This is a genomic window from Streptococcus orisasini (assembly GCF_001431045.1).
Classification (GTDB): Bacteria; Bacillota; Bacilli; order Lactobacillales; family Streptococcaceae; genus Streptococcus; species Streptococcus orisasini.
The window spans coordinates 13,926-26,579 of sequence record NZ_BCLE01000003.1 but is presented as its reverse complement, the minus strand read 5'-3'; the positions used below and the strand labels follow the sequence as shown (position 1 = coordinate 26,579).

Annotated in this window: 16 protein-coding genes; 11 read left to right on the top strand and 5 right to left on the bottom strand. The window is 39.3% G+C overall.

The window, feature by feature from the left end; genetic code table 11:
• Positions 1-353 precede the first annotated feature (353 nt).
• Positions 354-1,460 carry a DNA polymerase IV gene (dinB, locus tag SCSH_RS00350; RefSeq protein WP_057489922.1) on the top strand — a complete coding sequence of 369 codons (1,107 nt, stop codon included), beginning with the start codon at positions 354-356 and terminating at the stop codon, positions 1,458-1,460.
• 2 nt (positions 1,461-1,462) lie between these two features.
• On the opposite strand, the gene SCSH_RS00345 is transcribed toward dinB, so the two are convergent.
• Together SCSH_RS00345 and SCSH_RS00340 are read right to left on the bottom strand one after the other, a co-directional pair.
• Entirely contained in the window at positions 1,463-1,795 is a 333-nt protein-coding gene (locus SCSH_RS00345) for a hypothetical protein (RefSeq protein WP_057489921.1), read from the bottom strand.
• A gap of 12 nt (positions 1,796-1,807) precedes the next feature.
• Positions 1,808-2,215: a helix-turn-helix domain-containing protein gene (locus SCSH_RS00340; RefSeq protein WP_057489920.1), complete on the bottom strand. Its 408-nt coding sequence runs from the start codon at positions 2,213-2,215 to the stop codon at positions 1,808-1,810.
• 138 nt (positions 2,216-2,353) lie between these two features.
• On the opposite strand from SCSH_RS00340, the gene SCSH_RS00335 reads away from it, so the two are divergent.
• The gene (locus SCSH_RS00335; RefSeq protein ID WP_057489919.1) at positions 2,354-2,977 is read left to right on the top strand and encodes a VOC family protein; all 624 of its coding nucleotides are present in this window, start codon (positions 2,354-2,356) and stop codon (positions 2,975-2,977) included.
• A 142-nt stretch (positions 2,978-3,119) separates the two neighbouring features.
• On the opposite strand, the gene SCSH_RS00330 is transcribed toward SCSH_RS00335, so the two are convergent.
• Positions 3,120-3,932: a Cof-type HAD-IIB family hydrolase gene (locus tag SCSH_RS00330; protein WP_057489918.1), complete on the bottom strand. Its 813-nt coding sequence runs from the start codon at positions 3,930-3,932 to the stop codon at positions 3,120-3,122.
• Positions 3,933-4,042: 110 nt separating this feature from the next.
• Here SCSH_RS00330 and SCSH_RS00325 point away from each other — a divergent pair, with 110 nt between their 5' ends.
• The 5 genes from SCSH_RS00325 (at position 4,043) to lytR (ending at position 8,552) form a co-directional block, all read left to right on the top strand.
• A complete protein-coding gene (locus SCSH_RS00325; protein ID WP_057489917.1) occupies positions 4,043-4,642 on the top strand; it encodes a DUF1361 domain-containing protein in 600 nt (199 codons plus the stop codon).
• A gap of 72 nt (positions 4,643-4,714) precedes the next feature.
• Positions 4,715-6,145 carry an NCS2 family permease gene (locus tag SCSH_RS00320; protein WP_057489916.1) on the top strand — a complete coding sequence of 477 codons (1,431 nt, stop codon included), beginning with the start codon at positions 4,715-4,717 and terminating at the stop codon, positions 6,143-6,145.
• A gap of 200 nt (positions 6,146-6,345) precedes the next feature.
• Positions 6,346-6,789, top strand: a complete 444-nt coding sequence (gene tsaE, locus SCSH_RS00315; protein ID WP_057489915.1) for a tRNA (adenosine(37)-N6)-threonylcarbamoyltransferase complex ATPase subunit type 1 TsaE — start codon at positions 6,346-6,348, stop codon at positions 6,787-6,789.
• Entirely contained in the window at positions 6,782-7,303 is a 522-nt protein-coding gene (locus tag SCSH_RS00310) for a GNAT family N-acetyltransferase (protein WP_057489914.1), read from the top strand. Before tsaE ends, SCSH_RS00310 begins: the two co-directional genes overlap by 8 nt.
• A 10-nt stretch (positions 7,304-7,313) precedes the next feature.
• Entirely contained in the window at positions 7,314-8,552 is a 1,239-nt protein-coding gene (gene lytR / locus SCSH_RS00305) for a glycopolymer--peptidoglycan transferase LytR (RefSeq protein WP_057489913.1), read from the top strand.
• Between the two features lie 68 nt (positions 8,553-8,620).
• Here the strand turns inward: lytR and SCSH_RS00300 are convergent, their stop codons facing one another.
• Entirely contained in the window at positions 8,621-8,914 is a 294-nt protein-coding gene (locus tag SCSH_RS00300; protein ID WP_057489912.1) for a hypothetical protein, read from the bottom strand.
• Positions 8,911-9,330 (bottom strand): HIT family protein, encoded by a 420-nt coding sequence (locus tag SCSH_RS00295; RefSeq protein WP_057489911.1) that lies wholly within the window; start codon positions 9,328-9,330, stop codon positions 8,911-8,913. The genes SCSH_RS00300 and SCSH_RS00295 overlap by 4 nt, the downstream gene beginning before the upstream one ends.
• 64 nt (positions 9,331-9,394) lie before the next feature.
• Here SCSH_RS00295 and SCSH_RS00290 point away from each other — a divergent pair, with 64 nt between their 5' ends.
• Genes SCSH_RS00290 through trmB form a run of 4 tightly spaced genes read left to right on the top strand, consistent with a single transcriptional unit; the run spans position 9,395 to position 12,642 of the window.
• Positions 9,395-10,120 (top strand): ABC transporter ATP-binding protein, encoded by a 726-nt coding sequence (locus SCSH_RS00290; protein WP_057489910.1) that lies wholly within the window; start codon positions 9,395-9,397, stop codon positions 10,118-10,120.
• A 2-nt stretch (positions 10,121-10,122) separates the two neighbouring features.
• The gene (locus SCSH_RS00285) at positions 10,123-11,157 is read left to right on the top strand and encodes an ABC transporter permease (protein ID WP_057489909.1); all 1,035 of its coding nucleotides are present in this window, start codon (positions 10,123-10,125) and stop codon (positions 11,155-11,157) included.
• A 57-nt stretch (positions 11,158-11,214) separates the two neighbouring features.
• Positions 11,215-11,997 (top strand): cell cycle regulator CcrZ, encoded by a 783-nt coding sequence (gene ccrZ / locus SCSH_RS00280; RefSeq protein ID WP_057489908.1) that lies wholly within the window; start codon positions 11,215-11,217, stop codon positions 11,995-11,997.
• A 9-nt stretch (positions 11,998-12,006) separates the two neighbouring features.
• Positions 12,007-12,642, top strand: a complete 636-nt coding sequence (trmB, locus tag SCSH_RS00275; protein WP_057489907.1) for a tRNA (guanosine(46)-N7)-methyltransferase TrmB — start codon at positions 12,007-12,009, stop codon at positions 12,640-12,642.
• Positions 12,643-12,654 lie beyond the last annotated feature (12 nt).

The window sequence follows — 12,654 nt, the reverse complement described above, 5'->3', positions numbered from 1 at the left end:
CTAGTAACAGTACATCTGTTACATTTTTCAGTTACATTCTATCATACAGTAACCGTTTTCACAACCAAAAAGCTTTAGTTGTAAACACTTTCTTTTATAATACAGTTTATTAAAACAAGCTTAACTGTATTATAAATGTCAAAAATATCTAAAAAGAGTATAATGATAATAGAATTATTAAAAATTTAAAGGAGACCTGTCTGCCATGAAACCAAAAAACAATGTTACAGGGTTTACTTTTCTATGGTTGGCCTTATATGCAGTGTCTACCTTTTGGTCAACAAAGATTATAAGAAAACCTTGATGATAGTAACGTGTTTGTTTATGCTTTGGGGTTCTGCTAAGGAGGTTTAATGTTAGTTTTTCCGTTGATTAATGACACATCACGAAAAATCATTCATATTGATATGGATGCCTTTTTTGCTGCGGTCGAAGAGCGAGACAATCCTAAGCTGCGAGGCAAGCCACTGGTTATTGGTGCTGATCCTCGTCAGACTGGCGGCCGCGGTGTGGTTTCGACCTGCAATTATGAAGCACGAAAATTTGGAATACATTCGGCCATGTCCTCCAAAGAAGCCTATGAACGCTGTCCACAGGCTATTTTTGTTAGGGGCAATCATGCTAAATACCGTGAAATTGGCATGCAGGTTCGGGATATTTTCAAACGTTACACGGATTTGGTAGAGCCTATGAGTATTGACGAGGCTTACTTAGATGTTACGGAGAATAAACTGGGGATTAGGTCTGCTGTTAAAATTGCCAAATTAATTCAGCATGATATTTGGAATGAGCTGCGTCTGACTTGTTCTGCTGGCGTTTCCTATAATAAATTTCTGGCTAAATTGGCCAGCGATTATGATAAGCCTCGCGGTCTGACAGTCATTCTGCCAGAAGATGCAGAAGATTTTTTAGCTGCTTTGCCAATTGAGAAATTTTACGGAGTAGGCAAAAAATCGGTCGAGAAGTTACATGAGCTTCATGTATTTACTGGCAAAGATTTGCAGCAAATACCAGAGATGACCTTGATTGATCTCTTCGGACGTTTTGGTTTTGATCTCTATCGAAAAGCACGTGGCATCAGCAATTCCCCGGTAAAAAATAATCGCATTCGCAAATCCATTGGTAGCGAGAGAACTTATGGAAAATTGCTTTACAACGATGATGATATTAAACTGGAGCTTTCCAAAAATGCAAGGCGGGTAGCTGACAGCCTCATTAAAAACGAGCGAAAAGGGAAAGTTATTGTCGTTAAAGTCCGTTATTCAGATTTTTCAACGCTCACTAAGCGTAAGACTCTGGATTTTCCAACACAGGACTTCGATACGATTGAGCGCTCTGCCCATCAAATTTTTGATAGTCTGACGGAAAATAATTCCGGTGTTCGTCTATTGGGCGTGACAGTCAGTGCACTAGAGGATAGCAATAGAGAAGAACTCTCGCTGACGGCAGATGATTTTTAAACTTAGTAGATCCAAAAAGTAGCTAAAATGATACCAAGAGCGCCAAGTCCAGCCAGAAAAAGGGTAAGAATAGCCCATCTCTTACGTTTTAAGCTCTCTGCCTGTTTTTTAGGTGGAAAGTCTTTGATAGGATAATCTTCCCGGTGTTTAAAATAGAGAATAAGACCAACAATATTTCCTCTGCCAGCGGCAGAAAGCCCCCAAAGTTCGGGGTTATTCAGTCCTCTAGCTCGTGCATCAAGTTCAACAATTTTAAAAATTTGATAGCTGGTTAAAATAGCACCTATCAAAAAGAGAAAAAGACTGATTATTAACATTATTTGTTGTAGCATCATTGCTATCATCTTCTAAATTCTTTTTATTATTTGGTAAAACAAAATAAGTAGACTAAAAATCATGACAAGACTAAAAAGCAATAAGAAATAATAGCTTTTTAGGAAAAACAATGACAAAAGCAACAAGCAGGTTATTATCAATAGATAACTTAGTAAAAAAGTCTGCAGTTTTTGATTGCTTTTAACAACATTTGTTGTTTTATCCAGATGTTTAATAATTTTTCCATCGCCTTTTAACAGTGTATCTAAACTAATCTGATAAAGATCGCTAAGCTTTATCAGGCTGACAATGTCTGGGTAAGATTTCTCATTTTCCCAATTGGAAATAGTCTGTCTTGAGACTGAGATTAAGTCAGCAACAGTTTCTTGAGTTAGATGTGATTGTTGGCGTGCAGTTTTAAGTTTGTCTCCAATTTTCATAGGTTACCCCTTTTGTCTTTATCTTATTCTTTTTTGGGAAAACCGTCTATCAAAAATATTTGACAAAAACATCAAAAAAGGTCTGTCAAAATAGTTTGACAAACCTTTGAGCTTTGAAATAACTCAATGGAGGAAAATATGCGAAGCGGACATGTCATATATAAAGTAAAAAATTTACAATCAGCAGTTGAAGAATGGAGAAAGAAAGGTTTTGTGGTTGAATATGGAAGAAAGAAAAATCCTATAAATGCTTTGATATATTTTAGTGAAGGTGCCTATATCGAGTTGCTGCAAAACACAGGAATGCCTAAAATAGTAATGTTACTCAGCATGGTATTTGGTGTGACCAAGAAAATAGAGAGATTTCATTATTGGGATACTTGTGATGAAGGCTTATGTGGTTTTTGTATAGAAAAGGACTTTGGCAGTTTGGATGAAGAAGTTGCCTTTCTAAAAAAGCAGGGAATTAAAGGGGTATTGTTTAATAATCTCAAGCGAGTTGATACAAAGGGCAGGCTTTTGCGCTACAGATGTTTTTTTCCAGAAGGAATTGATTTCCCCTTTCTAATGAGTTATTTTAGCATTGATCCGAAGCCCGTTCATTTTATTCATCCCAATGGCGTAAAGAGAATAAAGAAAATTGTTTTTAAAATTGATGAACATAAGGCAAATATCTTGAAGCAACTTATAGATGATGATGTGCTTGAAATCATAGCTGATGATAAAGAAAAGGGAATTGTTAGCATTGAATACGACAAGTAGATTTATATAATAGAAAAAAACTACTATAGAGATCACCATGAAACAGGAGGTTTTGATAGCAGTACTAGCAAATAACTGAATTATGGAAAAAATGAGAGTGGACAGGCAACAATCATTGCTGTCTGGCCACTCTCATCGTTTTTTATAAAAACAGTTTTTCTAATTCTTTAGCGACACCATCATGATCATTGTCAAACTGTGTCACCTTATCAGCATGGGGGAGCAGGACTTGGCTGGCATTTTTCATAGCGTAGCCAACCGAAGCGAATTCTAGCATCTGAGTATCATTGTGCTCATCACCGAAAGCAATTAAATCTTGCTTAGCGAGATTAAGTGTATTTAACAGATGATTAAGGGCGTAAGCCTTGTTAACGCCCTTGGGTGAAAATTCCAGAATATTCATAGGTCCACCCCAACTGCTGATTTCCATTTCATGATTGAAATGTTGGATCATTTCATCAGCAAGTGCATATTTGTCAGCCGCCCGTGTCTGCATAAGCAAAGCATGGGGATCTTGGGTGATTTTTTCTGGCTTGAGCTGCATTTTATCAGTTAGCTTGTCAACGCCGAAAATTTCTGGTTTGATAGCTTGACGGTGATTGAAAGTCAGGTAGAATTTGGTTCGATATTCACTGGCAATAAAATCTGCTTCAAATTCTTTCTCGTTTTTTAGAACGTCAAAGAGGTATTTGCGTTCAATTCTAACCTTATGCTCACCGGCCCATTTTTGTTCAGGGATATGTGTAAGTGAGCCGTTAAAATTGATCATTGGTGTTTTCAAACCGAGGATTCTGTAATATTCTAAGGCCATGCGATAAGGACGTCCGGTTGAGATAATAACCAGATGTCCTTGTTTCTGGATTTTTTTTATAGTAGCAATAGTGTAGTCTGAAATGGTTCCGTCACTTCTAAGAAGTGTCCCGTCCAAATCAAGAGCAATCATTTTTTTAGTCATAGAGCCATTATAGCAGAAAGTAAGGAAAATAAGCAAGAAAAGTCAGGAAGCTTGTTTTTTGTCCGAGAAGAATGTGGTATAATTTGTTTTCAGCAAATAAGGAGTCTGCTATGAAAAATAAGCTATTAATCAGTCATCTTTTCTTCTTTATCATTTCCGGAGCCATTGTCTATTTTCAAATAGAGGAGAGGTATTTGATTTGGAATATGTTTTTGGCACTTTTAGCCTTGGATTTTAGTTTTTGCTTAAACCGTTTTAAAAATTCTGTATTGGCCTTGCTTTTGGGGCTGCTCTGGTTTTTCTTTTATCCCAATACTTTTTACATGCTGACAGATATGGTTCATATGGACTTTGTGACCAGTGTTTTCAGTGATCCAAGGAGCCTTATCCTCTATTTCCTTTTTCTGGCTAGTATTTTGTTTGGCCTCTTGTGCGGTGCTGAGAGTATCAGTCAGGTTTTTAAACGTTTTAATGTTAAGGATTTTTATGTCAAACTAATTTTAATGCTGCTGCTTTCCTTTGTGTCTAGCGTGGCTATTCATCTGGGCCGTTATGCCAGACTTAATTCATGGGATATGGTGCTGCGCCCCATGCTTGTCATTGATGAGCTGACCAAGGTGTTTTCACAAAATGCTCTACCTTTTATTTTGGGATTTACCTTTTTACAGGTAATGGTTCTGATCTTTTTCAATCAGGAAAATACCAGATAAAGCTCTTGAATAGCGTCTAATCTTTAGCTATAATAAAACTATCGTTCATAAAAAGGAGAATTTATCTTTATAATGGAAAAGTTTTTTAAATTAAAAGAGAACAAAACAACTGTTCGTACCGAAGTGCTGGCTGGCTTCACTACTTTTTTTGCCATGAGTTACATTTTGTTTGTTAACCCATCGATTCTGAGCCAGACAGGAATGCCATCACAGGGTGTCTTTCTGGCTACAATTATCGGTTCTATTGCCGGAACCTTGATGATGGGGCTTTATGCCAATATTCCTTATGCTATGGCACCGGGTATGGGACTCAACGCTTTTTTCACCTATACGGTTGTCTTCTCGCTGGGCTACACCTGGCAGGAAGCTTTGGCTATGGTCTTTATCTGCGGTGTCATCTCTATTATTATTACGCTGACCAAGGTTCGCCGGATGATTATTGATGAAATTCCCGATAGTCTAAAGAAAGCTATCAGTGCTGGTATCGGCGTTTTCTTAACATATATTGGTCTGAAAAATGCTGGTCTTTTAAGCTTTGCCATTGATCCTGGGACTTATACGGTTTCTGGTAAGGGAGCAGCAAAGGGCTTAGCTACAATTACAGCTAATTCTTCAGCAACACCGTCACTGGTGAATTTCAACAATCCTGCAGTTGTTGTTGCTGTTATTGGGATTATTATAACGGCCTTTTTCATTATAAAAAATATCAAAGGCGGTGTTATTTTATCAATTATTCTTACTACTATTATTGCTGTTTTAGTTGGTATTGTTGATTTATCAGCTATTGACTTTTCAGCCAATAATCCGGCGGCTGCCATTAAGGATCTGGGAACTATTTTTGGAGCAGCTCTTGGAAGCAAAGGTTTGGGAGCCCTGTTTTCAGATGCTGGCCGCATTCCTGAAGTGTTGATGACTATTTTAGCTTTTGCTTTGACGGATATTTTTGACAATGTTGGTACGCTTATTGGTACAGGGGCTAAGGCTGGTATTTTTAATGTGACAGATAATTCTCAATCGAGCGGTTTGAAAAACAAGATGGATAAAGCCTTGTTTTCAGATATGGTTGGGACTACTGTCGGTGCCATTGCCGGAACCTCAAATGTCACTACCTTTGTTGAATCAGCGGCAGGTATCGGCGCTGGCGGCCGCACAGGTTTGACAGCCGTTGTAGTAGCAGCCTTGTTTGCTGTTTCAAGTTTCTTCAGTCCTCTTCTTGCCATCGTTCCAACTCAGGCAACAGCCGCCGTGCTTTTGATTGTAGGAATTATGATGCTGTCAAGTTTGAAGGATATCGAATGGTCTGATATGAGCGAGGCTATCCCAGCCTTCTTTGCGACAATCTTTATGGGGCTTGCTTATAGCATTACACAGGGAATTGCAACTGGTTTTCTCTTTTATACCTTTTCCAAAGTGATTAAAAAAGAAGCAAAAGATATCCATCCGATCATTTGGGTTCTTGATTGTCTCTTTGTTTTGAATTTCATCAGTTTAGCCATTTTGTAATTGACATTTAAGGTTGTCAACTGGCTGTAAACTTAAGTGCAGCATGGTTTTATAGGAATAAAAAGGACAGGATTCAAGCGTATTTCAGCAGAATGTTGTCCTTATTTTTTCTGCCTGTTTTGTTTGAAGAATGGGCAAAATCTTCTTTCTTTTTCGGAAAAATAGTTGGAAGAGGTCAAACATTTTGATATAATATGTCTATGTTTTACAGCCAAAATGAAAAGCAGCTGCTGGCCTTTGGTGAGAAGATTGGTCAGAAACTTAAAGCTCAGGATGTTCTTATTTTGACAGGCGATTTAGGTGCCGGCAAGACTACCCTTACAAAAGGAATTGCCAAGGGTTTGGGCATTAAGCAAATGATTAAAAGTCCTACCTACACAATTGTTCGTGAATATGAGGGACGGCTGCCGTTTTACCATTTGGATGTCTATCGAATTGGTGATGATCCTGATTCTATTGACTTGGATGACTTTCTTTTTGGTGATGGTGTGACAGTTATTGAATGGGGAGAACTTCTGGATGCTAGTCTTTTGGATGATTACTTGACCATTCGTTTGGACAAAAAGGAGGATGGCAGGCAATTGACTTTTATCCCACATGGATCGCGCAGCCAAGAGCTGGCAGAGGAGCTTGACTATGACTGAGCAGGAAGTTATTGTTCGTGAGGTGCTGCCTGAAGATGCAGCAGGTTTAGCAGCTACTCTAAAACAGCTGACAACAGAAACGGATTTTATTACGCGGGATGAGGACAGCCCTCATATGAGTGCTCAGGAAATGGCTGTTTTCATTGAGCAAAAAGCACAGTCGTTTAATGAAATCTGTCTTGTTGCTAAAATTGGAGACAATGTTGCAGGTGTCCTGATGATTTCTGCCCACAGCCACACTCGCATTAATCATATTGGAGAGATTTTCCTAGCAGTCTTAAAAGATTATTGGGGTTATGGATTGGGGCAGCTTTTGATGACTGCGGCAATTGACTGGGCTGAACACAGCGGTGTTATTCGCAGGCTGGAATTGACTGTTCAGCGGCGCAATGCTAAGGCTGTACATATTTATGAAAAGTTTGGTTTTAAAATTGAAGGCATCAAGAAACGTGGTGCAAAAACAAAAAATGGAGAATTTCTTGATGTTTACCTGATGGGAAAACTGATAGATTAACGAAAAACAGATGAAAATTGGTAAAAAAATTTTAATTATGCTTGTGACGATAGTTCTTACAAGCTTTCTTGCCTTGGGAGTCTACGCGACAAGTATCTACAATTTTTCTTTGGGTGAGTTTTCAAAGACATTTAAAGATTATGGAACAGGATCAAAAAAAGATGTGTTTGCTGATGAAAAGCCTTTTAGCATTCTTTTGATGGGAGTGGATACCGGTTCAGCACATAGAAGGTCTAAATGGGAAGGCAACAGCGATTCCATGATTTTGGTAACCATTAATCCAAAGACCAAAAAAACAACCATGACTAGCTTAGAACGGGATATTTTAATCAAATTGTCCGGTCCCAAAAATAATGATCAAGCAGGCTATGATGCTAAGCTGAATGCTGCTTATGCTGCTGGTGGTGCTAAAATGGCTATCATGACTGTTCAGGACATGCTTGATATTACGATTGATAAGTATGTTCAGATCAACATGAAAGGTCTGGTTCAGCTGGTAGATGCTGTGGGAGGAATCACGGTAACCAACCACTTTGATTTTCCTATTTCTATAGAAGAACACGAACCTGAGTTTACAGCGTCTGTAGAACCCGGCCGCCACAAGATTAACGGTGAGCAGGCTCTTGTTTATTCTCGGATGCGCTATGATGATCCTGATGGTGATTACGGTCGACAAAGACGGCAGCGCGAAGTTATCAGCAAGGTCTTAAAAAAGATTTTAGCTCTGGACAGTGTCAGCAAGTATCGTAAAATTCTGTCTGCTGTCAGCAAGAATATGCAGACTAATATTGAAATTTCCAGCTCTACTATTCCTAATCTTCTGGGTTACAGCGATGCTCTTAAAAATGTTAAATCTTATCAGCTTAAAGGAGAAGGAGCAACTATTGACGGTACTTCTTATCAGTTGGTAACGGCCAAGGAAATGCTCAAGGTGCAAAATCGTATCAAGGAGCAGCTGGGACAGAAAAAATCGACTGCGGAAAGCTTAAAAACAACTGTCAGTCTTTATGAAAATCTATACGGTGATACCAGCGTTTATGACAGCAGCTCGAGTAGCTCAGATTACAGCAGTAGTGATTACTCAGGATCGAGTGGCTATTCTGACTACAGCTATGGCACTAATGGCAGTTATGGTTCTGATTCAAGTTCTGGTGCTAATTATGGTTCTAATTCATCATCTAATTCGAGCAGCTATTACGGTCAGGGAGCTTATCAGCAGCCTGCTGCAGGTTCAGGCTCCGGCTATTAATTGAGCAATAGAAAAGAGAGGTCAGCACCTACTGTGCTTTCCTCTCTTATTTTATGCTGTAAAGGGATTTAATCTTTAGAAGCGTACTTTTGAACTGTCTTTTTAATTTCTGCTAAGTGAGGCTGGCTTTCTTGCTGAAAAAGTCGAAGCTTGTAAGATAAATCCTGACTGATGGCAGCTAGGTTTTCCTTTTGCTGACTGATTACGGTTAGATTGCTTTGAATATTGTCAGCATCAGCTTTTACTCTGTCAAAGTGTTCCTTTGTTTCTAAAAATGAATCTTTGAGAGAATCACGTTTTTTATACAATTGATAAAGTCCAGCTCCAAGAATGCTTGAGATAATAAAGGTTTTGACTTTCATGCCTCAATCTCCTCATGAATTTTCTCTGCCAACTGAGCAAGAGCAGGAAAGTCTGGTTCATGTTCTACAAAATGAATGGCAAATTCGTCTGAGTCCACAAAACGGGGAACCAAGTGCACGTGGGCATGAAAAACGGTCTGTCCGGCTGCTTCTTCATTGTTATTAATGATATTAAGTCCGTCGGCCTTAGTTGCTTTTTTCAGGGCGCGAGCAATTTTAGGAATCCTAGCAAACACTTTAGTCGCACTCTTTTCATCCATTTCCAGAGCATTTCGGACATGTTCTTTGGGAATGACCAAAGTATGGCCTACAGTAGCCTGTGAAATATCCAGAAAGGCCAAAACGTCTTCATCCTCGTAGACTTTTGATGAAGGAATGTCACCCGCTATAATCTTGCAAAAAATACAATTGTCCATTAAAAATCACCTTCTTAGCTTGTTTTTGTTATAATATAGTATATCAAAGTTAGAAAGAAACGTCATGTTAAAAATCGAAAATCTGACTGGCGGGTATGTTAATATCCCTGTCTTAAAAAATATTAGTTTTCAAGTAGACGACGGCGAATTAGTCGGTCTTATCGGACTCAATGGTGCTGGTAAATCAACAACGATTAATGAAATTATCGGCCTTCTGACTCCTTATGAAGGAAAGATCAGCATTGATGGGCTGACTCTGTCTGAGCAGGAGGAAGCTTACCGCAAGAAAATCGGTTTTATCCCTGAGACCCCCAGTCTTTATGAGGAACTAACGCTGAAAGAGCATATTGAAACCATGGCCATGGCCTATGATATTGAACAGGAAGAAGTAATGAACCGAGCTCAAAAGCTTTTGGAGTTGTTCAGGCTGGAAGATAAGCTCGATTGGTTCCCAAGCCATTTTTCTAAGGGCATGAAACAAAAGGTAATGATTATCTGTGCTTTTATTGTTGATCCTAGTCTTTTTATTATTGACGAGCCTTTCTTGGGCCTGGATCCTGTAGCTATTGCGGACTTGACCAAGCTCTTGGCGGCTGAAAAAGCTAAGGGAAAATCTATTCTCATGTCTACTCATGTTCTTGATTCGGCAGAAAAAATGTGCGATCGTTTTGTTATTCTGCATGCTGGGCAGATCAGAGCTCAAGGCAGGCTGGACGACTTACGGGTAGATTTCGGCAATCCTCAAGCCAGTCTCAATGACATTTATATGGCTTTGACCAAAGAGGCGTGATTATGAAAACAGTATTTAGCAAAAGACGCCTCGCTTTTCTCAAACAAAGCAGCAAATACCTGCGCTATGTGTTTAATGACCATTTTGTTTTGGTGCTCATTTTTCTGTTGGGCTTTCTCATGGTGCAGTACAGTCAGTTATTAAAGCATTTCCCAACCAATCATTTGCCTATTATAATCATTTTATCTTTGACGGTTGTAGCCTTATTGTTTTGGGGGAATAGCGCGACTTATCTGGAAGCTGCTGATCAGCACTTCCTTTTGCCAAAAGAAAGTGATGTCATCTGTCTCATTCGACAGGCTCAAAAGTGCGCCTTCCTCTTTTGGGGAGTTTTGCAGATTGTTTTTCTGCTAATTTTAGCCCCCTTATTTTTGCGCTTGGGAATGTCTCCTGTTTCTTTTGCCCTCTTTTTGTTGACTTTTCTTGCTTTAAAGTGGCTGATTATAGCTAGAAAAAATCGTGCTTTTCTGCGCCAAGGCAAGTTGGACTGGACTAAGGCGATTAGTCAAGAAAGAAGACGGCAGCAGGCAATTTTAAAATTTTTCTCCCTATTCACTAATGTTAAGGGGATTTCCGCCAGTGTTAAACGGCGTGCTTATCTGGATTTTGTGATGGGTTTTCTATCACGAAAGCACAGCCATACTTGGGGCCATCTCTATTTACGTGCATTTTTGCGGAGCGGTGATTATCTGGGTCTTACGCTGCGTTTGAGCATTTTAAGTCTACTGAGCCTTATTTTTATTGCCAATCCTTTAATATCAGCAGGTTTGGCGGTGCTCTTTAATTACCTGCTGCTGTTTCAGCTGCTGGCCCTGTACAAACACTATGATTATCAGTATCTGACACAGCTTTTTCCAATTGATAGTAAGAGCAAGAAGACTGATCTTAAGCAATTTCTGCGGCTTATTCTCTACCTGCTGACTGCTGTTGAAATATGTTTTGCTCTGTCTTGGCAGAAGGCACTTTTTCTTGCAGCAGGAGCAGTTATTCTAAATGAAATCTATCTGTCTTATAAAATAAAGAAGATAATTGACTAAGCTCTATAAAACAAGTAAAATAGGACTAGTGATTCGAGATGAAAAGGAGGGGAGAGTGTGATGCAATCAGATAAAGATTTAACCTTAACACCCTTAAAAGGGAAAAGCGGTCAGGCCTATATTGGCACTTATCCCAATGGCGATAAGATTTTTGTGAAAATCAATACGACACCGATTTTAGCAGCCCTGGCCAAAGAACAAATCGCACCGCAGCTCCTGTGGGCCAAACGTCTGGGCAACGGTGATATGATGAGCGCTCAGGAATGGCTGGACGGCAGACTCCTAACGAGAGCTGATATGAACAGTAAGCAGATTATCCAGATTCTGCTGCAAATGCACAAATCCAAACCCTTGGTAAACCAGCTGCTGCAACTAAATTATAAGATAGAAGAGCCGTTGGACTTACTGCTGTCTTGGGAGCGCAGTGCGCCTTATCAAATTGCAGAAAATGCCTATTTGCAGTCTGTAGTTGCAGAAATGAAGCGCAATCTGCCTGATTTTAAGAAGGACTATGCGACCATTGTTCATGGAGATGTCAGACACAGCAATTGGGTAGTGACCACCAGTGGCTTGATTTACTTAGTGGATTGGGATTCTGTCCGTGTGACAGACCGTATGTATGATGTGGCGCATATTTTAAGCCATTATATTCCGCATACTCGCTGGCCAGAATGGCTGACTTATTACGGTTATAAGAAAAATGAAAAAGTCTTTCAAAAGATTAAATGGTACGGTCAGCTTTCTTACCTGTCACAGATTTTAAAATATTATGAAAACCGCGACATGGAAAATGTCAATCAGGAAATCTATGAACTTCGCAAGTTCAGAGAATCCTTTTAGAAAGAAAGCATGAGAGTTAGAAGACGTAAAGGTGCCGAAGAGCATCTGAAAAATAATCCTCACTATGTTATTTTAAAACCAGAAGAAGTCAAGGGACACTGGCAGGAAGTTTTTGGTAACAATAACCCTATTCACATTGAAATTGGAAGCGGCAAAGGACGCTTTATTACGGGCATGGCTGCTCAGAATCCTCAAATTAATTATATTGGGATTGATTTGCAGGTTTCTGTCCTCAGCCATGCTTTGGATAAGGTTTTAGAAAGCCAGCTTCCCAATGTTCGGCTGCTTTTGGCAAATGGCTCCAGTCTTAGCGATTATTTTGCTGATCATGAGGTTGGTTTGATTTACTTAAACTTCAGTGATCCTTGGCCCAAAAAGCGCCATGAAAAGCGGCGCTTGACCTATAAAAACTTTTTAGAGGTCTATCAAAGGATTTTGCCGGAGCAGGGTCAGATTCATTTTAAGACAGATAATCGCAAACTTTTCGAATATAGCTTGGCAAGTTTCTCACAATATGGTATGATTTTAGAGCAGGTATGGTTAGATTTGCATGCCAGTGATTATGATAATAATGTAATGACCGAGTATGAAGAGAAATTTTCGCAGAAAGGTCAGCCTATCTATCGTGTTGAAGCGAGGTTTTAGTCTCGCTCTTTA